Source organism: Streptomyces sp. A18, from assembly GCF_059026065.1.
On the sequence record NZ_JBWLKL010000029.1, the window covers coordinates 63743 to 85947 of the forward strand.

General features: G+C 69.9%; 22 protein-coding genes. 13 read left to right on the forward strand and 9 right to left on the reverse strand.

The window, feature by feature from the left end; translation table 11 throughout:
- Positions 1-56: 56 nt before the first annotated feature.
- Complete coding sequence (locus AC5P1C_RS32245) at positions 57-866, forward strand: TetR/AcrR family transcriptional regulator (protein WP_493869490.1); 810 nt, start codon at positions 57-59, stop codon at positions 864-866.
- A 149-nt stretch (positions 867-1015) separates the two neighbouring features.
- Here the strand turns inward: AC5P1C_RS32245 and AC5P1C_RS32250 are convergent, their stop codons facing one another.
- On the reverse strand, positions 1016-1654 hold the full coding sequence (locus AC5P1C_RS32250; RefSeq protein ID WP_493869491.1) for a TetR/AcrR family transcriptional regulator: 639 nt from the start codon (positions 1652-1654) through the stop codon (positions 1016-1018).
- A 67-nt stretch (positions 1655-1721) separates the two neighbouring features.
- Between AC5P1C_RS32250 and AC5P1C_RS32255 the strand changes: the two genes are divergently transcribed.
- From AC5P1C_RS32255 to AC5P1C_RS32265, 3 genes are read left to right on the forward strand one after another with little or no spacing between them, the layout of a single operon-like run.
- Complete coding sequence (locus AC5P1C_RS32255) at positions 1722-3761, forward strand: HelD family protein (protein WP_493869492.1); 2040 nt, start codon at positions 1722-1724, stop codon at positions 3759-3761.
- A 49-nt stretch (positions 3762-3810) separates the two neighbouring features.
- Entirely contained in the window at positions 3811-4128 is a 318-nt protein-coding gene (locus AC5P1C_RS32260) for an ArsR/SmtB family transcription factor (protein ID WP_365860249.1), read from the forward strand.
- A complete protein-coding gene (locus tag AC5P1C_RS32265) occupies positions 4125-4976 on the forward strand; it encodes an SRPBCC family protein (protein WP_493869493.1) in 852 nt (283 codons plus the stop codon). Before AC5P1C_RS32260 ends, AC5P1C_RS32265 begins: the two co-directional genes overlap by 4 nt.
- Positions 4977-4983: 7 nt before the next feature.
- On the opposite strand, the gene AC5P1C_RS32270 is transcribed toward AC5P1C_RS32265, so the two are convergent.
- Positions 4984-6459 carry a peptidoglycan D,D-transpeptidase FtsI family protein gene (locus AC5P1C_RS32270; protein ID WP_493869525.1) on the reverse strand — a complete coding sequence of 492 codons (1476 nt, stop codon included), beginning with the start codon at positions 6457-6459 and terminating at the stop codon, positions 4984-4986.
- Positions 6460-6667: 208 nt separating this feature from the next.
- Here AC5P1C_RS32270 and AC5P1C_RS32275 point away from each other — a divergent pair, with 208 nt between their 5' ends.
- Positions 6668-7129, forward strand: coding sequence for a pyridoxamine 5'-phosphate oxidase family protein (locus AC5P1C_RS32275; protein ID WP_493869494.1), 462 nt, complete (start codon positions 6668-6670; stop codon positions 7127-7129).
- A 9-nt stretch (positions 7130-7138) separates the two neighbouring features.
- Here AC5P1C_RS32275 and AC5P1C_RS32280 read toward each other — a convergent pair whose 3' ends face one another.
- Genes AC5P1C_RS32280 through AC5P1C_RS32290 form a run of 3 tightly spaced genes read right to left on the reverse strand, consistent with a single transcriptional unit; the run spans position 7139 to position 8997 of the window.
- Complete coding sequence (locus AC5P1C_RS32280; protein ID WP_493869495.1) at positions 7139-7555, reverse strand: VOC family protein; 417 nt, start codon at positions 7553-7555, stop codon at positions 7139-7141.
- A 10-nt stretch (positions 7556-7565) separates the two neighbouring features.
- Positions 7566-7985: a helix-turn-helix transcriptional regulator gene (locus tag AC5P1C_RS32285; RefSeq protein ID WP_493869526.1), complete on the reverse strand. Its 420-nt coding sequence runs from the start codon at positions 7983-7985 to the stop codon at positions 7566-7568.
- Positions 7986-8001: 16 nt separating this feature from the next.
- Positions 8002-8997, reverse strand: a complete 996-nt coding sequence (locus AC5P1C_RS32290) for a hypothetical protein (RefSeq protein WP_493869496.1) — start codon at positions 8995-8997, stop codon at positions 8002-8004.
- Between the two features lie 500 nt (positions 8998-9497).
- Between AC5P1C_RS32290 and AC5P1C_RS32295 the strand changes: the two genes are divergently transcribed.
- The 4 genes from AC5P1C_RS32295 to AC5P1C_RS32310 all read left to right on the forward strand — a co-directional run bounded on the left by AC5P1C_RS32295 (position 9498) and on the right by AC5P1C_RS32310 (position 12401).
- Positions 9498-10676: an alpha/beta fold hydrolase gene (locus AC5P1C_RS32295; RefSeq protein WP_493869497.1), complete on the forward strand. Its 1179-nt coding sequence runs from the start codon at positions 9498-9500 to the stop codon at positions 10674-10676.
- Positions 10677-10842: 166 nt separating this feature from the next.
- Positions 10843-11322 (forward strand): helix-turn-helix domain-containing protein, encoded by a 480-nt coding sequence (locus AC5P1C_RS32300; RefSeq protein ID WP_493869498.1) that lies wholly within the window; start codon positions 10843-10845, stop codon positions 11320-11322.
- Positions 11323-11346: 24 nt separating this feature from the next.
- On the forward strand, positions 11347-11946 hold the full coding sequence (locus AC5P1C_RS32305; RefSeq protein WP_493869499.1) for a hypothetical protein: 600 nt from the start codon (positions 11347-11349) through the stop codon (positions 11944-11946).
- Between the two features lie 116 nt (positions 11947-12062).
- Positions 12063-12401 (forward strand): DUF2516 family protein, encoded by a 339-nt coding sequence (locus AC5P1C_RS32310; protein WP_493869500.1) that lies wholly within the window; start codon positions 12063-12065, stop codon positions 12399-12401.
- Between the two features lie 108 nt (positions 12402-12509).
- Here the strand turns inward: AC5P1C_RS32310 and AC5P1C_RS32315 are convergent, their stop codons facing one another.
- From AC5P1C_RS32315 to AC5P1C_RS32325, 3 genes are all read right to left on the reverse strand, one after another.
- Positions 12510-13850 carry a PP2C family protein-serine/threonine phosphatase gene (locus AC5P1C_RS32315; RefSeq protein WP_493869501.1) on the reverse strand — a complete coding sequence of 447 codons (1341 nt, stop codon included), beginning with the start codon at positions 13848-13850 and terminating at the stop codon, positions 12510-12512.
- Positions 13851-14096: 246 nt separating this feature from the next.
- Positions 14097-15146 (reverse strand): C40 family peptidase, encoded by a 1050-nt coding sequence (locus AC5P1C_RS32320; RefSeq protein WP_493869502.1) that lies wholly within the window; start codon positions 15144-15146, stop codon positions 14097-14099.
- 239 nt (positions 15147-15385) lie between these two features.
- Positions 15386-16183 carry a class I SAM-dependent methyltransferase gene (locus tag AC5P1C_RS32325; RefSeq protein ID WP_493869503.1) on the reverse strand — a complete coding sequence of 266 codons (798 nt, stop codon included), beginning with the start codon at positions 16181-16183 and terminating at the stop codon, positions 15386-15388.
- Positions 16184-16368: 185 nt separating this feature from the next.
- Here AC5P1C_RS32325 and mshA point away from each other — a divergent pair, with 185 nt between their 5' ends.
- The 4 genes from mshA (at position 16369) to AC5P1C_RS32345 (ending at position 21133) form a co-directional block, all read left to right on the forward strand.
- A complete protein-coding gene (gene mshA, locus AC5P1C_RS32330) occupies positions 16369-17715 on the forward strand; it encodes a D-inositol-3-phosphate glycosyltransferase (RefSeq protein WP_493869504.1) in 1347 nt (448 codons plus the stop codon).
- A complete protein-coding gene (locus AC5P1C_RS32335) occupies positions 17708-18211 on the forward strand; it encodes a type III secretion system chaperone family protein (protein WP_493869505.1) in 504 nt (167 codons plus the stop codon). The genes mshA and AC5P1C_RS32335 overlap by 8 nt, the downstream gene beginning before the upstream one ends.
- A gap of 115 nt (positions 18212-18326) precedes the next feature.
- Positions 18327-20036: a glycoside hydrolase family 55 protein gene (locus AC5P1C_RS32340; RefSeq protein WP_493869506.1), complete on the forward strand. Its 1710-nt coding sequence runs from the start codon at positions 18327-18329 to the stop codon at positions 20034-20036.
- Positions 20037-20368: 332 nt separating this feature from the next.
- Positions 20369-21133, forward strand: coding sequence for a spermidine synthase (locus tag AC5P1C_RS32345; RefSeq protein WP_493869507.1), 765 nt, complete (start codon positions 20369-20371; stop codon positions 21131-21133).
- A 97-nt stretch (positions 21134-21230) separates the two neighbouring features.
- Here the strand turns inward: AC5P1C_RS32345 and AC5P1C_RS32350 are convergent, their stop codons facing one another.
- On the reverse strand, positions 21231-21992 hold the full coding sequence (locus AC5P1C_RS32350; protein ID WP_493869508.1) for a phosphoglyceromutase: 762 nt from the start codon (positions 21990-21992) through the stop codon (positions 21231-21233).
- Positions 21993-22205 lie beyond the last annotated feature (213 nt).

The window sequence follows — 22205 nt, forward strand, 5'->3', positions numbered from 1 at the left end:
CGCAGAACTACGATGGCCGTCAAGCACAGCAGCTCAGGAGGAGGCGTCGGCGGATCATGGCGGCAGGCGGTGCGGGTGCGCGGGGCGCAGAAGGTGCAGAAGGCGCAGAAGGTGGCGAGGGTGGAGGCGGTACGGGGCTGTCGGTGAGCCTCGAGACCGCCTGGGGGTTGCGTGAGCGGCCGTCCAAGGGGCCCAAGCCCGGTCTCAGCCTCGATCGCATCGTCGACGCGGGCATCGCCATCGCGGCCACGGAGGGGATCGGCGCGGTCTCCATGGGGCGGGTCGCCAAGGCGCTCGGCGTCTCGACGATGTCCCTCTATCGGTACGTCTCCGCCAGAGACGAGCTGTACGTGCTGATGCAGGACGCGGCCACCGGTTCTCCGCCCGAGATGCCCGCGGAGGTCACGGGGTGGCGGGCGCGGCTGGAGTGGTGGGCGCGGTCCCAGCGCGATGTCTTCCGGCGCAATCTGTGGCTCGTACGCATCCCCATCACGTCACCGCCCGCCTCGCCCCACTATCTGGAGTGGGCGGAGCAGGGCCTCGCCGCGTTGGACGGCAGTGGTCTTGACGAGGGCTGGAAGCTCTCCGTGCTCATGCTGGTGGGTGGGTTCGTGCGGAACGAGGTCACGCTCATGGCCGATCTGGACCAGGCGATGAGGGCGAAGGGGCAGTCGCCCGATGAGGCGATGCGTCGGTACGCGCGCACCGTCGACGCGCTGACCTCGACCGAACCCGGGCGGTTTCCGGCGCTGCGGCGAACGCTTGCTGCCGGGGTCATGGACGCTGCGGACGGCGAGGACACGGAGTTCGAGTTCGGGATCGGGCGCGTGCTTGATGGGATTGCGGTGATGGTGGGGGATCGGTAGGGGGCGCTCGTCGTCGGGGTGGCGGTAGGAGGCCTGCGGTGCTCGTCGTCGGGGTGGCGGTAGGAGGCCTGCGGTGCTCGTCGTCGGGGTGGCGGTAGGAGGCCTGCCGTGCATGTCGCTGCGGGTGCGTGGGGCCGACCGGGCGCCCCTCACGCGTACGTCGTCAGGCCCGAACGTAGTTGGCCGAACGCCCGGTTCGCTGCCACCGTCGCGTCCGGCCAGACCGATTCCGCGCTCTCGCCCGCGTCCATCCTGCGCCAGTTCTCCAGGGCGAGGATGCGTTGTACGGCGATGATCTGGCCGGCGGCCAGGCGTGCGGCCAGGTCTTGGCCTGCCTGTGGGCCCCCGCTCAATGCCTCGCCCAGTGCACCCTCCGACCGCTCCTGGTAGGCGTACAGGCGTGCCACCAGTGACGGCGTCCCGTAGAGGAGTCGGTGGAAGGCGAGTACGTGGACGTTGTCGCACAGGCCGGTCACCGGGTCCTGGCGTTCCAGGCCGTCCAGGAAGTGGCGCTGCAGGGCGTCCAGGGGGGACCTTTTTTCGGGGCGCGTGGTCACTACGCGTGCCGCCTCGTCCACGTGGTCGGCGAACCGGTGGAGTACGAGGTCCTCCTTGGTCGGGAAGTACCGGAACAGGGTCGGCTTGGAGATCTCGGCTGCCGCCGCGATCTCTGCCACCGGCACTTTGTCGAAGCCCTTCTGGAGGAAGAGCGCGATCGCCGCGTCGGAGACCGTCTCGTACATGCGCTGCCGCTTGCGCTCGCGCAGGCCCGCCTCGTCGTCTGTCATGGCGGGAGTCTAGCGTGGTGGTGTTACTCGGGAACAAATTTAACTCGGTTACATTATTCTTGGCCGTATGCCTCTCGATGAAGCCCTGACCGAAGAACGTCGCTTCCACGACGCCTGTCGCGCCGCCCTCGCCGGAATGGTTGACGGTGCGCAGGTGCGAGTCGTCAGTGGAGCGGACGTTTCCGCCTCCGGTGCCGATGCCGAAGTCCTCGGGTATCAGTTCCGCAGTCACGCCAAAGCCCTGCGCGAGCTCCCCGAAGCGCCTCTCTTCTTTGGTCGTCTCGACTTTGCCGCGGGCGATGAAGCCGGTGATCATCGCGGGCAGAGTTATCACATCGGCCGTCTCCGCATCACCGAACACCCCTCCGCCCCGCCCCTCGTCGTCGACTGGCGTGCCCCCGTGTCCCGCGCCTTCTACCAGGCAGGAGCCCGCTCCCCCCAGGGCGTCGCCGTCCGCCGCCGCTTCGGCTGGGCGCCCGGCAGCAAGGGGGAATCCGCCGATCTCACGGGGCTGGAGGATGAGCCGCTGGTCGGCGGCCGTTCCGTGGCTGCGCCGACCAGCCGCATCCTCGCCGGAGAGATCGAGCGGCCCCGCGTCGGGCCCATGCGTGACATCGCCGCCACCATCCAGCCCGAGCAGGACGACCTCGTCCGCGGTGAACTCGCCGCCTCTGTCTGTGTTCAGGGCGCCCCCGGCACCGGCAAGACCGCCGTCGGTCTGCATCGCGCCGCCTATCTGCTCTACACCCATCCTCAGCGCGTGCGGCGCACCGGGCTGCTGATTCTGGGACCCAACCGCACCTTCCTGCGCTACATCGCGGAAGTGCTTCCATCCCTTGGCGAGACCGGTGTCCGGCAGTCCACCGTCGCGGATGAGATCGCCAGGAGCACCGCACCCGTGCGGGCCGAGGACGACGAAGCCGCGGCGAGCGTCAAGCACGATGTCCGGATGGCCGCCGTCCTGCGCCGTGCGCTCTACTCGCGGGTCGCCGCGCCCACCAAGTCCGTCGCGGTGCCCGACGGTTCGTACACCTGGCGGGTCTCGCTCGACCAGCTGGAGCGGATCATCGCGGATGTGCGCGCCGAGGAGCCGCCGTACGCCGTTGGGCGCGAGCGCGTGCGCACCCGTGCCGTCCGGCACATCCAGGAGCAGGCCGAGCGTCGTGCCGGTGCGGTGAACAACACCTGGCTGCAGAAGATCTCCCGCGCCCGCTCCGTCTCCGCCTTCGTCGACGAGGCCTGGCCCAAGGTCACGCCCGAGGAGGTGCTTGCGGCCCTGTTCGCCGATGAGGGGACGCTCGCCCTTGCTGCCGACGGGATTCTTGGGCGTGCGGAGCAGCGGGCCGTCTGTTGGGCCAAGCCCCCGCGCTCCTATAAGTCCGCCAAGTGGTCCGCCGCCGATCTCGTTCTGCTCGATGAAGTCGCCGGGCTGCTCGAACGGCCCGACGGCTACGGCCACATCGTCGTCGACGAGGCCCAGGATCTCTCGCCGATGGAGGCCCGGGTCATCGCCCGCCGCGCCGGCTTCGGCTCCCTCACCGTTCTCGGTGATCTCGCCCAGGGCACTACCCCGTGGGCCGCTCGGAGGTGGCCCGAACTCCTTGGTCATCTCGGCAAGCCCGACGCCTCTGTTACGCCTTTGACCGTCGGGTTCCGCGTTCCGAAGGCTGTCGTGGGGCTCGCCAATCGCGTGCTCGCCTCGCTCGACGTCGACGTACCGCCCGCTCGGTCCCTGCGTACGGACGGCGAGTTGAGGATTCGGGAGGTAGGGGATGTGGTTGCCGCCACCGTTGACGCCGTGCGTGCCGCGCTGTCCCGGGAGGGGTCCGTGGGTGTCATCGCCGTCGATGCCGTCGTCGGTCGTCTGCGTGAGGCCCTCGAAGGGGCAGGTATCGACAGTGCGGGGCCTGATGACCTGGGTGCGCGGGTGACCGTGCTGCCCGCTTCCGTGGCCAAGGGGCTGGAGTACGACCATGTCGTCGCCGTCGAGCCCGCCGCCATCGCGGAGGCTGAGCGCCGTGGGGCGAGTCGGCTGTACGTGGTGCTGACCAGGGCCGTGTCCCGGCTCGATGTGCTCCACAGTCGGCCCTTGCCCTGGGAGGAGTGAAGGCTTACATACCGTTGCGGTTATATAGCCGGGTAGGTATGTTCTGGGTATGCCCATACCGTTCGATGTCCTCGCCGAGCCGAGCCGCCGGAAGATCCTCGATCTGCTGCTCGAGCGCCCTCATCTGGTCGGTGAGCTCACCGAGCGGCTCGGCCTGAGTCAGCCCGGCACGTCCAAGCACCTGCGGGTCCTGCGCGACGCGGGGCTCGTGCGGGTGCGGCAGGACGCGCAGCGGCGCTGGTACGAGCTGCGGCCCGAGCCCCTTGCTGAACTCGACGCGTGGCTCGCGCACTACCGGCACCTCTGGTCCGGCAGGCTCGACGCTCTCGAACGGCACCTCGATGTCATGGACGGTGACTCCTCATGAACCCGCACTCCGACACCCTCACCGGCGACGACGGCCGGAACGTCCTGCGGATGGAGCGGCGCCTCGCGCACCCGCCCGCCCAGGTCTGGGCCGCGATCACCCGGCCCGAGCACCTCGCCCAGTGGTTCCCCTCCGAGGTGACCGTCGAGCTGCGGCCCGGCGGCGCCATGGGCTTCCATTTCCCCGGCGACGAGGGGCCCGGCATGACCGGCGAGGTCACCGACGCCGAAGAACCCCGCCTGTTCGCCTTCAGCTGGGGCGACGACCACCTGCGCTGGGAGATCGCCCCGGACGGGCCCGACGGGCGGGGCTCGCTGCTCACGCTCGTGCACACCTTCGGCGACCGCTTCGGCGCCCCGAGCTTCGCGGCGGGCTGGCACCTGTGCATTTCCGCGCTCGGCCAGTTCCTCGACGGCGGGCAGGCCGAGGTGAGCCAGGACGCGGGCGAGTTGCACGAGGCGTATCTGGAGCAGTTCGACCTGGGGCAGGGGGCCGTGACCGACGGCGGTATCCGCTTCGAGCGGCAGTTGGTGCGGTCCGCCGATGCGGTGTGGGCCGAACTGTGTGCGGGGGAAGTGCCGTTGGAGGGCGATACGGCGCCCGACGGGTTCCTGGCCGACGGCGTTTCCGCGGGGCCTGTCACCTCGCTGCGGGCCCCGGCCTCGATCACGTACGCCGTGCATCCCAAGGGCGAGGTGCGTTGGGAGTTCGGCGAGGGCACCGGCTACGGCACCCGGCTCGTCCTCACGCAGACCGGGCCCTTCGACGGTGCGGCAGCCGCCGATGAGGCGCTCGCCGCCTGGCACGCGCGCATCGAGCGGTTGGCCGGGCAGCTCTTGGAGGGGTGACCCCCTACTAGTCCGCCAGGACCGCCTCCATCACCGCCTTCGCGATCGGCGCCCCCAGCTTGCCGCCGGCGATCTCCGAGCGCGGGATGTCCATGTCCTTCGGGTCGACGAACACCGCGACCGCTACCGGCGACGAGCCGTCGTCCTGCTTGGCGTAGGAGACGAACCAGGCGTACGGCCGCTCGTCGTTGACGTCCGAGCCGTGCTGGGCGGTGCCGGTCTTGCCGCCGACCGTGACCCCGTCGATCCGCGCCTTGTTCGCCGTGCCCTCCTCGACGGTGTGCTCCATCATCTCCTGCACCTTGCCCGCGGTGTCTTCGGAGACGGCCTGGTTCAGGACCTGCGGCTTGCCCTTCTCGATCGTCGAGAGGTCGGGGCCGCGCAGTTCCTCGACCATGTACGGCTTCATCAGCTTGCCGTCGTTGGCGAGCCCCGACGCGACCATCGCCATCTGTAGCGGCGTGCTGGTCAGGCTGCCCTGGCCCATGCCGGTCAGCGCGGTCTGCGGCTTGTCGAGGTCGTCCGGGTAGCTGCTCGCGGAGGCGCGTACAGGAATGAACTGCTGCTCGTTGAAGCCGAACTTCTCCGCCGTCTCGCGCATGTCGTCGTCGCCGACCTTGAGCGCCGTGTCGAGGAAGACGTTGTTGCACGACCACTGCATGCCGACCTTCAGGGAGGCCTTGTCGCAGGGGGCGCCGGGCACGTCGTTACCGATCGTGGTGGAGCTGAGCGGCAGTTTGTAGGGGGCCTTGGCGCCGGTCTTCTCGTCGATGTCGTCGATCACGCCGTGCTCCAGGGCCGCCGCCGCGGTGAGGATCTTGAAGGTGGATCCGGGCGGGTAGATCTCGCGGAGCGCCCGGTTGGAGAGCGGCTTGTCCTTGTTCTTGCTCAGCCGCGTGAACTCCTTGCCCTCCTTCTCGGAGATCCCCGCGAAGACGGAGGGGTCGTACGAGGGGGTGCTCGCCATCGCGAGGACCTTCCCGGAGCGCGGGTCGAGCGCGACGACCGCGCCCCGGGCGTTCAGGTCCACCAGGCCCTTGTAGGCGGCCCGTTGGGCCTTGGGGTCGATGGTCGTGACGACGTCACCGCCCTGGCGCTTCTCGCCGGTCAGCATGTCCAGGGTGCGGCGGATGAAGAGGCGGTCGTCGTCGCCGCTGAGCACGTCGTTCTCGACGCCCTCCAGGAAGGTCGCGCCCTGGGCCTGCGAGAAGTAACCGGTGACCGGCGCGTACATGGGGCCTTCCTTGAAGACCCGCTGGTACTTGAAGTCGGTGCCGCTGACTTCCTTCGAGCCGGTGATCGGTTTGCCGCCGACGATGATGTCGCCGCGGGGGTGCGAGAAGGCCTCGATCTGGACGCGCCGGTTCTTGTCGTGCTTGGCCAGCGACTCGCCCTCGGCGAACTGCACCCAGGTCGCGCGCAGCAGCAGGGCCAGCGTGAGCACCCCGCAGAAGACGGCTATGTGGCGCAGCGGCTTGTTCATCCGGTCCCCCAAGACCCGTGACACCAGGACGTAATGACGTTTCATCATGCGTCAGGGATCACGGTTCTCCGCCCAGTTGTTGCCGAATGGTCACACTCGGGCCCTGGGGCACCGCTCCGGGCGGAACACTTCGACCGTACGTCGTGAGGTGTCACCAGCGGACTACCGGCGGGCATCGGCGCGGGAGCCGGCCGTAAGCTCAGCGCTCATGCGGAACACGGAGATCGTTCGTCGTGAGGGCCCGGAGCGCAGGCGCGAGACGCTGGAGCGCCTCGACCGGGAGAGGGACATATGGCTGTCGACTGCTCATCCCGAGCACGGTCCGCACCAAGTGCCCCTGTGGTTCCGCTGGGACGGACAGGCGCTGTGGATGTGCACCGGCGAGACGTCCGCGACCGCCCGCAACGCGCGCGCGGAGCCACGCGTACGCCTCGCGCTGCCGGACACCGCCGACGTGGTGCTCGTCCAGGGCGAGGCGGAGTGCTTCCCGGCCCGCGACGTCCCGGAGGACGCCGCGGACGGCTTCGCCGCCAAGTTCGGCTGGGACCCGCGCCAGGAGGAAGGGCCCTTCCTGTATCTGCGCGTGACGCCGCTCATGGTGCGCGCCTGGCGCGGCGAGCAGGAGCTCGGCGGCAGGGTCCTGATGCGCGAGGGGGAGTGGGTGGTGTAGCCGCGCGCCCTACTTCTTCTGCGGCTGGTTGAACCGCAGCATGTTCCCCGCCGGGTCACGGAAGGCGCAGTCGCGGACGCCGTACGGCTGGTCCATCGGCTCCTGCAGCACCTCGCCGCCCGCGGCGCGGATCCGCTCGAAGGCGGCGTCGACGTCATCGGTCCGGAAGATCACGCCGCGCAGCAGGCCCTTGGCCATCAGCTCGGCAACGGCCTGCCGGTCGGCGTCCGAGGCGTTCGGGTCGGCGAGCGGAGGCTCGATGACGATCTCGACGTCCGGTTGCGTCGGGGAGCCGAGGGTCACCCAGCGCATCCCCTCGAAACCGACGTCATTGCGCACTTCGAGGCCGAGCGCGTCGCGGTAGAAGGCGAGCGCCTTGTCGTGGTCGTCGACGGCGATGAAGCAGCTTGCAAGGTTGATTTCCATGCCTACGACGCTACGTACCGGAGCCGGGTTTCGCTTCTCCGTTCCTGATCGGACGGGTGCGGATCTTGGCGACGCAGGCAGGGATGACGGCGCTGTGCGCATGGTCGCGGGCCCGGTACGCGCTCGGGCTCTCGCCGACCAGTTCGGTGAACCGTGAGCTGAAGGAGCCGAGCGACGTACAGCCCACCGCCATGCAGACATCGGTCACCGACAGGTCCCCGCGCCGCAGCAGCGCCTTGGCCCGCTCGATGCGGCGGGTCATGAGATAGCTGTACGGCGTCTCTCCATAGGCGGCGCGGAAGCTGCGCGAGAAGTGCCCCGGCGACATGAGGGCGGCCTTGGCCAGGGCCGGGACGTCCAGGGGCTCCGCGTAGTCGCGGTCCATGCGGTCACGGGCCTGGCGCAGTCGGACGAGGTCGTCGAGAGACACAGACACACGAGGAACGTTACCGACCGATCGCGGATGAGGTGGGCCGAGTGCCCTGTCCCGTACGTCCCGGCAGGCGCTCGTGCAGGACGGCGAAGGCCGTGCAGCTGACGGGGAGTGCCAGGGCCGCGGTGACCAGGATGCCGACGACGACGGGGGCGAGGATCCCGGCGTAGTACGCGGCGAAGAAGTTCCCCGTGGCCTGTTCGAGCACGTCCCGTACGGCGGGGCGCAGCGGGAGGGCCACCTGCACCACGAGGCGGAGCACCCCGGCGCTGAGCGCGGCAAGCGGCAGCGCGAGGGCGAGGACGCGGATCGCTCCGGCGCGCGTCCACACCAGGGACCAGGAGCGGCGCAGGGCCTCGCCGGGTCCTGCCCCGGCTGCCGCGGCGGCCGGGGCGAGGGCGAGCCCGAGGCGCAGCAGCACGGCGGCGAGCACGGCCACCAGCGGGGAGGCCTCGACGAGCGTGTGGGCCCACGATCCGCGTTCCAGGATCTGGTCCTCGGTGTCGAGATGCAGGCCCGTGAGGCTGTCCGCCACGAGGGCGACGAGCACCGGCAGGGGCCAGACGATCAGGCCGCGCAGCGCGTACACGGTGAGCACCGGCCGCAGCCGGTCGCCCTCGGTGGGCGCCGGAGTCCCCGCCGCGACGGCTCGGGAGAACACGCTCTGGAGGGCCGCGCTGCCGATGCCGAGCAGGAGCAGGAAGAGCGGGAGCGTCCACAGGGCGACCAGCGCGAGGTCGGTGTGGTCGTGCAGGTAGGGGTCCTCGGCATGGCGGTACCAGAAAACCTGGTTCCGCATGTGGGTGAACAAGGGCCAGGACAGCGCGAATATCGCGGCCGTCAGCAGCAGCCCGACGAGCCCGGCAAGGCCGACGACACGTCCCGTCGCACCCGCCAGAGCCCCCCGATGCCGCCGCAGGACGGCGAACGCCGTGGCGGCGACGCCCCGTTGCCGGTCCGCGTCCGCGCCTGCCGGCGGCGTGCGGTCGTGCTGCGTCTTGCGCGTCATGGGGCGAGCCTTCTGTTGTTCAGGGGGTGTCCCGGGGTCCCGGGGGTCCCCGGGGCTGTTCCTGGTGGGGACGCGGGGCGGGGCGTGTGAGGTTCTCCGCCGGCGGTCCCCGGCCCGAAGGAACTGTGACTCGCAGCGACATCTGTCACCGAGGGGGGGCTGACCTGGTCCTCTCGGTCGAGTTCGCAGCGGTAGTTGTCACCGGTTGCTCGGGCTGGTTGTCACAAGGTTCGTGTTCGCAGTCGGGTTGTCACCGATTTCGAAGCGTGCTGGTGCGGGAGCCGTGGTGGGCGTCTGCTTGAAGGCATGGCCGATGAGTACGGACTGTTGCCTACGGCGGCCCCGGAGTCGGGGGCGGTGTGGTCACACCGCCGCGAGTGGCGACCTGCGCCGCTTGGCGACTAGTTGTGCTGACCGGGCAGGTTGATCGAGTTTGTCGAAGCCGCGGTCGGCTGACGATCGCTTGACCTGTACCAAGGTTCAGGGGCGAGGCTTGCGGCATGAGTGAGGCAGATGAGCTGTTTGGTATCGCGGAGGTCGCGGCGTGGATCGGTCTGGAGCCCGACACGTTGCGATACTTCGAACGTCAGGGGGTTGTACCGTCTCCGCGGCGCGACAGTGCGGGGCGTCGCCAATACACGACGGCCGATGTCGAGCTGATCCGCATGCTGGTTCATCTCCGTGAGACGGGGATGCCACTGGCCGATATCGCGCAGTTCACAGGCGCTGACGACAAGGTGGCTGATCCGGCCAGGCTCCGAGTGGAGTTGCTGACGGCTCATCGCCGTCGCGTCCGCGATAGGCGCGTGGAGCTGGACCGTGCGCTCGACGTGATCACTCGGAAGATCGCGGACTTCAGTGATCGGATCACGAGTTCGGTGGACCTTCTCGACCGACCGGACTGCACGATTGCCTTCGGTGTCCAGGGTGAGGGGCCACTGCTGTTCCTCGTCGGGGCGCCGGCTGGGCGGGCCGGTTTCGCGGCGCTGGCGCATGAGCTTGCAGGCCGGTTTACCGTCGTCACCCACGATCCGCGTGGTGTCGGTGCCAGCCGTGCGGCCCCAGGGATGGCCGCGCCCACGCCCGAGGTCCTTGCCGAGGACCTTGCTGCACTTGTCGACAGGTTCACCGGAGGGCCCGCTCTGTTCGTCGGTACCAGTGGTGGTGCCGTGACGCTGCTGGAGCTGGGCAAGCAGCATCCTGACGTGGTCGGCCGGGCCGTCCTGCATGAGCCGCCCCTTGTGTCCCTCTTGGATGACGAAGACCTGGCCGGCCGAGCCGCAGCAGCGTTCAGAGCGGCAGAGGCTGATCCTCAGCGGGCAGTGCAGGAGTTCTTTGACCTCAGCGGCGCTGCCCACCACACAGGACCAGATCAGACGCCTCCCGCCCATATGGCGCTATCCGAACTACCGGTCGAGGAACTCGACAAGAACCGCTACTTCCTGGGACGGATGGCTGGCCCCACAGTCTTCTACGTCCCCGACATCGAGGCCATCCGTCGCGTTTCGGTGACGCTGTGCGCCGGCTCGCTGAGCCATCACCAGATGGCGCGCCGGGCGACCCAAGCACTCGCTGAACTTCTGGAGCTACCTCTGATCGACATGCCCGGCAACCACCTCGGCGCAAGCGCCGAGCCGGCGGAGTTCGCTCACGTCCTCGGGCTCCTGCTCGAACCCTGAACACATCCCTGGCCCGCCGGTCCCTTCACGCGATTGATCAACGTCCCCGGGCAGTGCAACTAGTGACAGTTGTCGCTGCGAGTCACAGAACCCCGGCACAGTGGTGTAGCGCACTTTTGCAAGCAGGTGCTTGCAATAGTTAGCAAGGGGCAGGCACTATCGACGCATGGCATCACTCAACGTCGGCAATCTCGGTGAGTATCTGCGTGAGCAGCGGCGCAACGCGCAGCTCTCGCTCAGGCAGCTCGCCGACGCCGCCGGGGTGTCCAATCCGTATCTGAGCCAGATCGAGCGCGGCCTGCGCAAGCCGAGCGCCGACGTGCTGCAACAGGTGGCCAAGGCGCTGCGGATCTCCGCCGAGACGCTGTATGTCCGGGCCGGGATCCTCGACGAGAAGGAGCGGGACGAGCTGGAGACGCGCGCCGTCATCCTCGCCGACCCCTCCATCAACGAGCGGCAGAAGCAGGTCCTGTTGCAGATCTACGAGTCGTTCCGAAAAGAGAACGGCTTCGAGGTCTCGGAGTACGGGGACGACGCGTCGTACGCCGATGAGGCCACGTACGCGGCCGATGAGGACGCCACCGCTGACGGCCCCCGCACGGCCGACGGCAGTGATGCCAGCCCCAAGGACCACCCTTCAAGCTGACGCGAATCCGGGAGGACCATCACCATGGCCATCAAGGACGACCTGCGCAACACCCTCACCGACACCACCCCCGCCTACTTCGTCGTCGGCACCGCCGACCTGGCGTTCCAGCAGGCCAGGAAGGTGCCGGGCGCCATCGAGCAGCTGATCGCCGAGGCGCCGGCCCGTATCGACGCCGTGCGCAACACCGACACCAAGGCCGTCCAGGACAAGGCCGTCGCCCGCGCCAAGGAGGCGCAGGTGACCCTCCAGACCAGGGTCACCGAGCTGCTCGGCACGCTCGACACCGACCTGAAGAAGCTGGGCGAGAGCGCGCAGGGCTTCGCCCTCAGCTCGGTCGGCGTCGCCGCCGAGTACGCCGTGAAGGCGCGCGAGAAGTACGAAGAGGTCGCCGAGCACGGCGAGCAGGCCGTGAAGACGTGGCGCGGTGAGGCCGCCGAGGAGATCAACGAGCTCGCCGTGGCCGTCGAGCCGGACGCCGTGGAGAAGTCGGCGCCCGCCGACTCGGGGACGTCGCAGTCCACCGAGCCGAAGGCCGCCGCCCCGGCGAAGAAGCCCGCCGCCAAGAAGGCCCCGGCCGCCCGCAAGCCGGCGTCGAAGAAGACCACGCCGCCCGCGAAGTAACCCAGGGGGAGGGGCCGGGCACTCCCTGAGTGCCCGGCCCGTTCTCCGGGTAGCGGGTACGGTGTCCGCGTACTCAAGAGCCTCAAGAGCCGAGACCGGTGGTGGACGTTGTGCTGATGCAGGGGTTCGCAAACTTCATGTGGCTGCTGTCGTTGGCCCTGATCGCCTTCAGCGGCTTCGCGCTCATCGACGCGGCCGTCCGGCGGCAGGACGCCTACCCCGCGGCGGACAAGAAGACCAAGCCGTTCTGGCTGATCATCCTCGGGCTCGCGTTCATCGTGAACCTGATCTTCAACGTCATGTCGTTCCTGCCGATCATCGGCCTCATCGCGACCATCGTGTACATGGTCGACGTACGGCCCGCGCTGCGGCAGATCACGGGTGGGGGCGGGGGCCGCGGCCGCGGAGGCTCCAGCAGTGATGGTCCGTACGGGCCGTACAACGGCGGCCGCTAGCCGCTCGCCGCTGTCGCAAGCTCGGTGGTGAACCCGCGGGCCGGGTGGTGAACCCGCTGGCCGGTGAGGGCTGGTCGCGCAGTTCCCCGCGCCCCTGACGGGCTCGGGCTAGCGATCACGGTCGAGCAGCAGGACCGCCACGTCGTCGGTCAGGTCGCCGCCGTTCAGCTCCCGCACCTCATTCACCGCCGCCTCGAGCAGCTCGTCGCCCCGCAGGCCCGCGGCGATCTGGCGGCGCACCATCTCCACCATGCCGTCCTGCCCCAGACGCTGGTTGCCCTCGCCGATCCGGCCCTCGATCAGGCCGTCCGTGTAGAGCATGAGGCTCCACTTGCCGCCGAGCTCCACCTGGCGGCGCGGCCAGCGCGCATGGGGCAGGAGTCCGAGCGCGGGGCCGTTGTTGTCGTACGGCAGCAGCTCGGCGAGGCGGCCGTCGCGGGCGATCAGCGGAGACGGGTGCCCTGCCAGGCAGAGTCCGGCCCGGCGGCCGTCAGGGGAGATGTCGACCGTGCAGAGCGTCGCGAAGATCTCGTCGTCCGCGCGCTCGTGCTCCAGGACCTTCTGCATCGTGCTGAGCAGCTCGTCGCCGCACAGGCCCGCGAAGGTCAGCGTCCGCCAGGCGATCCGCAGCTCGACCCCGAGCGCGGCCTCGTCCGGGCCGTGGCCGCAGACGTCGCCGATCATGACGTGCACGGAGCCGTCGGGCGTGCGCACCGTGTCGTAGAAGTCGCCGCCGAGCAGCGCCCGCGAACGCCCCGGGCGGTAGCGCGCGGCGAACCGCAGCGGGGAGCCGTCGAGGAGCGGCGTCGGCAGCAGGCCGCGCTCCAGGCGTGCGTTCTCCTGGGCCCGCAGCCGCGACTCCGTCAGCTGGCGCTGGGCGGCGTCCGCGCGCTTGCGCTCCACGGCGTACCGGATGGCGCGGCTCAGGAGCCGCCCGTCCAGCTCGTCACGGAAGAGATAGTCCTGGGCGCCGACCCGCACGGCCTCCGCGCCGCCCTCGGTGTCGCCGCTCGCGGTGAGCGCGAGGACGGCGTGCCGGGGCGCGAGGCGCAGGACGTGCTTGAGCGTGGCGAGCTCGTCCTCGTCCTCCTCGGGCGCGGTGACGGGGCCCGCCAGGGTCAGGTCGAGCAGGATGCAGTGGACGTCGTCGGTGAGCAGCCGCTCGGCCTCGGTGAGGTTGCGGGCGGTACGGACCCTGATGGGCTTGCCCGCGGAGTCGAGCATCTGCGGGACGCTCAGGGAGCCCACCGGGTCGTCCTCGATGACCAGGAGGCTGAGGCCGGGGCCGCTCGACTGCCGGTCCATGTCCATGTCCCTGGGCGTGTGGAGGTGCTCCACGGGTACGGGTTCGGGCGCCGGCACGGGTGCGGACGTCGGCGTCGGCAGAGCGTGAGCCTGACCGCCTTCCGCGGCCGGGATCGCTCTCTGCCGCGGTATGGGTACGGGCATCGCTTGGGTTTCCTTCCCTCCCCCCGAGGGCACGGTGGATCGACGGTCGAACGCTCCACCGACGGGGACCATAGCGTTAGCCGAGGCCCGATTGGAATGGCGCACGGCAAACAGCCACCGTCATATGCCGCATCAAGGACCGCAATTGGGCACGACAGGTCCCCACCGGGATGACGAACATCACGCCCGGAGGGTTGAGCGGCGGACCCGTGGGTGCGGTGGGTCACATGACGTACGGCACAGGGGCTACTTGTCGGGCCGCACGACCCCGAGGATCTTCATCGAGCCCGCGCCCGCGACGGTCACATCGCGCCCCGGCCGCGGCGCGTGCACGATCGCGCCGTCGCCCACATACATCCCGACATGGCTGGCGTCCGCGTGATAAATGATCAGGTCACCGGGGCGCATGTTCTTGATGTCGATGCGCGGCAGCTGCTTCCACTGCTCCTGTGACGTACGCGGAATTCCCTTGCCGGCGGCGGCCCAGGCCTTGGAGGTCAGTCCGGAGCAGTCGTACGAGGAGGGGCCTTCCGCGCCCCACACGTACGGCTTGCCGATCTGCGCGGTGGCGAACTCGATGGCCTTCTCGCCCGGACCGGTCGCCTTGCCCTTGATGTCCTTCAGGACACCCGAACTCACCCACGCGGACTGCTTCTTGAGCTGGGCCTCCTCCTCGAGCTTCCGGAGCCGCTCCAGCTCCTTCTTCTCGAGCTTCGACTCCATCTCCTCGGCGGCCGCGATCTTCTTCTTGACCTTCTTCTTCGACTCGGCCTTCGCCTTGCGGTTGGTCTCGAGCTTCTTCCACTGGGCGGTGGCGTCCTTGGCGTAGATCCGCAGGTCTTCCTGTGTCCGCTCCATCTCGGTCAGCATGCCCTTGGTGGCCTTCTGGCCCTGCCGCATCCGCCCGGCGCCGTCCAGGAACTCCTGGGGGTCGTCGCTCAGCATCAACTGGGCCTCGGACGACACCCCGCCGCTGCGGTACTGGGCGCGGGCGGCGGCGCCCGCGCGGGACTTGAGCTTGTCCAGCTTCTGCTGGCCCTTGGTGATGGACCGGGCGAGCTTCACGATCTGCTTGGACTGCTTCTCGCTCTTCTCCTCCGCCGCGTTGTACGCGTCCGTGGCGACGCCCGCGTCGTGGTAGAGCTTCTCGATCTCCTTGCGCAGGTCCTCAAGGGACTTGGTCTTGCCGGGCGTTGGCTTCGCCGGACTCGCGTGGGCCGCGCCCGGGGCGCCGAGCACCGCTGTCGCGCAGATCAGCGCCAGGCCAGCCACAGTCGAACTCCGCTTGCCGGTCACGTCCGCCTCCCCCAAAGCTGATTTACCGTCAGTAACTTACGGTTGCCCCGGGGATGGTGCCATGCCGACGCGCAATTCGACAGAGCGCGACGGCACTTCCGAACCCCAGCCGTCCCATGTGACGAACGGCACCCGGAGATCGTTCCCCCCGCGGCGCGCCGCACGCGGAGTTCACCCGCCGTCGCCCGGCGAATTCACCCTGGGGCACCCCGCGCGTTCACTCCCGGGGACCGGTGCGCTCACCCCTGACGCGGCGCCAACGCTCCCCACCGCACCGTCACTTCCCCCTGCCGCCACCGCGCGGGGCGGTCCGCCACCGGCCAGTCCGCGGCCAGGGCCCGCACCGTTCTGATCCAGCGCTGCCGGGCGCCGTACGAGGCGTAGGGCGCCGCCGCCGCCCAGGCCCGGTCGAAGTCGCGCAGGAACGCGTGCACCGGCTCGCCCGGCACGTTCCGGTGGATCAGCGCCTTGGGCAGGCGCTCGGCGAGGTCGGACGGACGGTCGAGCGAGCCGAGGCGGGTCGCGAAGGTCACCGTGCGCGGCCCCTCCGGGCCGAGCGCGACCCAGACGTGCCGGCGCCCGATCTCGTCGCACGTCCCCTCGACGAGCAGACCGCCGGGCGCGAGCCGCCCGCGGAGCCGTTCCCACACGGCGGCGACCTGGTCCTCGTCGTACTGCCGGAGCACGTTCGCGGCCCGGATCAGGGCGGGCCTGCCCGGCAGCGGGACCTCGAAGCCGCCGTGCCGGAAGGAGAGCCCTTCCCTCTCGTACGGCTTCGCCGCGGCGACCCGCGCCGGATCGATCTCGACGCCGACCACGCGCGCGTGCGGCGCGGCGGTCCGCAGCCGCAGGAGCAGTTCGACGGCCGTCCAGGGGGCCGCTCCGTACCCGAGGTCGACCGCGACGGGGTCGGCGGAACGCCGCAGCTCACCGCCGTGAGCAGCGGCGATCCAGCGGTCCATGCGGCGCAGGCGGTTGGGGTTGGTGGTCCCGCGCGTCACCGTTCCCACGGGGCGGGGAGGGGTGCGGGAGGCCATGGGACAAAGGGTATGCGCCGCGGCGGCAGGGGTACGCGTCGCCCGGCGAGGCCATTGGTTGAGACGTAAACGGCAATGATTCGGCAAAGAGGAAATGGAGTAGGACCTTCCGGTGTTCACCCTCTGGAGGACCGTGCACGCCCTCCCTTAAGCCATGCCCGTGCGCGCACAAGGAGGACTGCCACGTGAGCCAGTACGTGTCCAGGCTCAGTCGTCGCTCGACAGCGGCGCCCAGCAGGCTCCGGCTCCCCGGCACACACCGGCGCCCGCGCCGAGTGGCCATGCTCAGCGTGCACACGTCCCCGCTGCATCAGCCCGGCACGGGCGACGCGGGCGGCATGAACGTCTACATCGTGGAGCTGGCCAAGCGCCTCGCCGCGATCAACATCGAGGTCGAGATCTTCACGCGCTCGACGACGGGCGCACTGCCGCCCGCCGTCGAACTCGCACCGGGCGTCCTCGTGCGCCACGTGGACGCGGGACCGTACGAAGGCCTGGCGAAGGAGGAGCTGCCCGCCCAGCTCTGCGCCTTCACCCACGGCGTGATGCAGGCATGGGCGGGCCACCGCCCCGGCTACTACGACCTGGTCCACTCCCACTACTGGCTCAGCGGCCACGTCGGCTGGCTGGCCGCAGAGCGCTGGGGCGTGCCCCTCGTGCACGCCATGCACACGATGGCGAAGGTCAAGAACGCCGCCCTCGCGGAGGGCGACACCCCGGAGCCGACGGCACGCGTGATCGGCGAGACGCAGATCGTGCGCGCGGCCGACCGCCTGATCGCCAACACCGACGAAGAGGCCGACGAGCTCGTACGCCACTACGAAGCCGAGGCGGGCAAGGTCGCCGTGGTCCACCCCGGCGTGAACCTCGACCGCTTCCGCCCCGCCGACGGCCGTGCGGCGGCCCGGCACCGCCTCGGCCTCCCGCAGGACGCGCTCGTCCCGCTCTTCGCGGGCCGCATCCAGCCCCTGAAGGCACCGGACGTCCTGCTCCGCGCGGTCGCCGTCCTCCTGGACCAGCGCCCCGAGCTCCGCTCGAACATCGTCGTACCCGTGGTGGGCGGCCCCAGCGGCAGCGGCCTGGCGAAGCCGGAGGGACTGCAGAAGCTGGCCGCGCGGCTGGGCATCGCGGACGTCGTCCGCTTCCAGCCGCCGGTGGGTCAGGAGCAGCTCGCGGACTGGTTCAGGGCGGCCTCGGTCCTGGTGATGCCTTCGTACAGCGAGTCCTTCGGCCTGGTCGCCATAGAGGCGCAGGCCGCCGGCACCCCGGTCCTCGCCGCCTCGGTGGGCGGCCTGCCGGTCGCCGTGCGCGACGGAGTGACGGGCTTCTTGATCGACGGCCACGAACCGGCCCACTACGCGCGCGTGCTGCGCGATTTCGCCGAGAACCCCCACCTGGTGGACCGCATGGGCGACGCGGCCGCACAGCACGCCGAATCCTTCGGCTGGGACACGGCCGCGTCCGCCACGGCGGACGTGTACACGGCAGCCGTGCATGAGCACAGGCGTCGCGTACCCTCGCATCATGGCTGATCAGGCTGACGGAGCGGCGACCGCGATCATCGAGCGGACGCTGGACGAGGCGGAGCTGGAGTGGGAGAGCCCGGAGAGCGGCTCCTACGTGGTGAAGCTGCCGGGCACCCGCAAGTTGTCGACGACGCTCTCACTCAGGATCGGCAAGCACGCCCTGTCTCTGACGGCGTTCGTGATCAGGCACCCCGACGAGAACGACTCAGCGGTCCACCGCTGGCTCCTGGAGCGGAACCTGCGCCTGTACGGCGTGAGTTACGCGATCGACTCCCTCGGCGACATCTACCTCACCGGCAAGCTCCCGCTCTCGGCGGTCACCCCGGACGAGCTCGACCGCCTGCTCGGCTCGGTCCTGGAGAACGCGGACGGCTCCTTCAACACGCTCCTGGAGCTGGGTTTCGCCTCGGCGATCCGCAAGGAGTACGCGTGGCGGGTGTCGCGCGGCGAGTCCACGCGGAACCTGGACGCGTTCACTCACTTGACCCAGCCGCAGGACTGAACTCCCCTCGCCAAGAGGCCCCGTAGGACATCTTCCCCGTAGAGGGCACCCGTGGCATGCTCGCGCCCATCGCAAACATGAATGGCGTTCACATCCATGGAAGGTGGCGGCGGGCATGGGGATGGGTACGGGCAAGGAGCACCCCACGAGAAGGGGCGTACTCGGCGGTGCGATCGCCGTGGCGGCGGTCGCCGTGACGGGCGGGACGGCGAGCGCGAGCGTGGGGAGGGGGACGGCGAGCGCGGGAACGGGGACGGGTGGAGCGGGCGAAACCCCCACCCTCTGGCGGGAGTTCACGAAGACCCCCTACACGCACCCCCAAATCCCCTACATAGCCCGAGCGGGCGCCCGCTCGGGAACCCGCCGTCTCCCGCGCCCCAAGGTGGTCGCGAACGTGAGGGACTACGGAGCGAGCCCGGACGGCGAGACGGACTCGGCCCCCGCGATCAACCGCGCACTGGCCGAAGCGGGGGCGCGGGGCGGCGGCACGGTGGTCATCCCGCCCGGCAAGTACCGCATCGACGACATCATCCGCATAGCCCACGACAACGTGGTCCTGAGAGGCGCGGGCAGCGGACGCACCACACTGCACGCGACGAAGAACCTCACGGAGCTGATCGGCCCCTACGGCTCCCGCTACGGCGGGGACAAGTCGAGCTGGTCCTGGGCGGGCGGTCTCATCTGGCTCTGTCCGCAGGCCCGTTGGGAGTCGCTGACGGCGGCCGTCAAGGCGAAGGCCTGGCCCTTCGAGGGCTGGACGGGCAACAAGCGCGACGAATGGGAGACGCTCACGACGACGGCCCCCGCACAGCGGGGCGACCGCACCCTGAAGGTCACGGACGCCTCAGGCATCCACAAGGGCGACCTGGTGCTGCTCCGCCTTGCGGACGACGCGGACCACACGCTCCTGCAGCACATGGCGGGCGGGGGAGAGGGGCCACAGGCGTACACCTGGGGCGACAAGACGAAGCTCACGTCGTACGTCCCGTACGAGTGGCCGGTGAGAGTCACGTCCGTGCGGAAGGACACGGTCACCCTGGAACGCCCGCTCCCCCTGGACGTACGCGAGGAGTGGGACCCGCGCCTGACGACGCACGCGAAGGCGCTGACGGGGGCGGGGGTCGAGGCCCTGACCCTGGAGGCGGTGGAGACCCCGCAATCCCCGCACCTCCTGGACAAGGGCTACAACGGGGTGACGTTCCAGTGCGCGTACGACTGCTGGGCGGACGACATCGAGGTCCGGCACGTGGACAACGGCTTCGGCCTGGTGGCGGCTTCGGCCTGCACGCTGCGCCGCACGCGCGTGACGGGCAGGGGCTCGCACCATCCGTACTTCTGCCGTGAGGGCTCGCACGACAACTTGATCGAGGACTTCCGCATAGCTCGGCGCACGACCCCGGCCCCGTCGGGCACTCAACTCCACGGCATCAACGTAGAAGGCCTGTCCTCCTACAACGTCTGGTCGCGCGGCGACATGGAGATGGGCACCTTCGACAGCCACCGGGGCATGCCCTTCGCGAACGTCCGCACGGACATCACGGTCAACAACAACGGCCGCCACGGCGGAGACGCCAGCGCGGGCCCCCTCTTCGGCGCCCGCTTCACCCACTGGAACATCCGCGTCACCAACGAGCGGGCGGGCCTGATGAAGATCGACGGCCTGGCCCCGTACAGCGCGACGGTCGGCATCAACGAGGTACGCGAGTTCGACCAGATCGACGTACCGGACTTCTCCGGAGACCTCCACTCACGGATCGAGCTCTACGGGACGACGGCTGCGGTGCGGCCACGGAATCTGTATGAGGCGCAGAGGGGTGTTGCCTGACGGGAGGACCGGCCACGTGGTGCTGACGCTTGATCTCGCGGTTCTGCTGGCTGTCGTCGTCTTCTTGTTGTGGCGCAGACGGGTGAAGCCGCGGACTCGGCTGGACACGGGAATGACCATGGCCGTCGTCCTGGTCTTCGGTGTGCTTCATCGTTCCGACCGCCTTCGGCCACTGGATCCTGGGCACCGTGGGTGAACTCGCGCAGGCATCTCGGACGCGGGCAGCCTATGAGCCCCGGGCCCCGGGCCCCGCCCCGGCCAGTACGGTGCTTCCCCGCGGCGCGCAACAATCCGCCCGCGGCAGCCGACAGGAACGCGGAGAAGAACACCGGATGAGCGCACGTTTCGAAGAGATCGACTGGCGGGCGACTCCCATGGGCGAGATCAGCCTGCGGCGCCGGCGGGACCCGGCATCGGGGGAGGACGTCTACGAGGTGAAGCTCGACGACGAGTACCTGATGTCCAGCCTCTTCACCGCCGGGGAGATCGAACTGACCCGGCTCGGCCTCGCGGAGCTGCCCGAGGGCCCGCTCGATGTCGCCGTGGGCGGGCTCGGCCTCGGATACACGGCCAAGGCCGCGCTCGACGATCCGCGCGTGCGGTCGCTGATCGTCGTCGACGCTCTGGCAGAGGTGATCGACTGGCACCGGCGCGGGCTCGTACCGCTGGGTGCGGGCCTCGCGTCGGACCCCCGGTGCCGGCTGGTGCGCGGGGACTTCTTCGCGATGGTCGCGGGGAGTGCGGCGGCGGGTGGACCGGTGCCGGCGGACGACGCGGGCCCCGGTGGCCTCGACCCCGAGACTCCTGGCCGCCGACTCCACGCGATCCTGCTGGACGTCGACCACTCACCCCGCCACGTGCTGCACTCCGGCCATGCCGCGCTCTACCGCCCGGCGGGTCTGGCCGCCCTGGCCGAACTGCTCCACCCCGGGGGCGTGTTCGCGCTGTGGTCGAACGACCCACCGGACGAGGAGTTCGGCTCGGTACTCGCGGAGGTCTTCACGGAGACCGCCGCGCACGTGGTCGATTTCGCCAACCCGCTCCAGGGCGGGACCGCGTCCAACACCGTGTACGTCGCCCGCAGACGTGCGGACTGAGGCCAGGGCCGGGCCGGCCGGCTCCAGGGGCCGCGGCCGGCAGACGAATGCCCCTGGCCCGCACGGTATGTGCGGGCCAGGGGCATGATCGCGGAAGCTACTTCTTCTTGCCCTGGTTCTTGACCGCCTCGATCGCGGCCTTCGCCGCGTCGGGGTCGAGGTACGTGCCGCCGGCCTTCAGCGGCTTGAACTCCGCGTCCAGTTCGTACGACAGCGGGATGCCCGTCGGGATGTTCAGGCCCGCGATGTCCTCGTCCGAGACGCCGTCCAGGTGCTTGACCAGGGCGCGCAGCGAGTTGCCGTGGGCCGCGACCAGGACCGTCCTGCCCGTCAGGAGGTCGGGGACGATGCCGTCGAACCAGTACGGGAGCATGCGGACGACGACGTCCTTGAGGCACTCCGTCTGCGGGCGCAGCTCCGGCGGGAGCGTCGCGTAGCGCGGGTCGGAGAACTGCGAGTACTCCGCCTCGCGGTCGAGCGGCGGCGGCGGGGTGTCGTACGAGCGGCGCCAGAGCATGAACTGCTCCTCGCCGAACTCGGCGAGCGTCTGCGCCTTGTCCTTGCCCTGCAGCGCGCCGTAGTGCCGCTCGTTCAGGCGCCAGCTGCGGTGGACCGGGATCCAGAGGCGGTCGGCGGACTCCAGGGAGAGCTGCGCGGTGCGGATCGCGCGCTTCTGGAGGGACGTGTGGACCACGTCGGGGAGCAGGCCGGCGTCCTTGAGCAGCTCGCCGCCGCGCGTCGCCTCCTTCTCGCCCTTCGCGGTGAGGTTGACGTCCACCCAGCCGGTGAACAGGTTCTTCTCGTTCCACTCGCTCTCGCCGTGGCGGAGGAGGATCAGCTTGTACGGTGCGTCGGCCATGCCCCTGAGCGTAATCGAACCCCCGGGTGCGCCGCGCGTCCGCCCGCAGCCCGGACAGTTGACGGAATCTGCTAATTCACTGGCACTTTCGGGCCGCGGAATCGTAATGTGCGCGAGTCGCTAGAGACACTTACATCGAACGCCGAACGCCGAACGCCGAACGCCGAACGCCGAACGCCGAACGCCGAACGCCGAACGCCGAACGCCGAACGC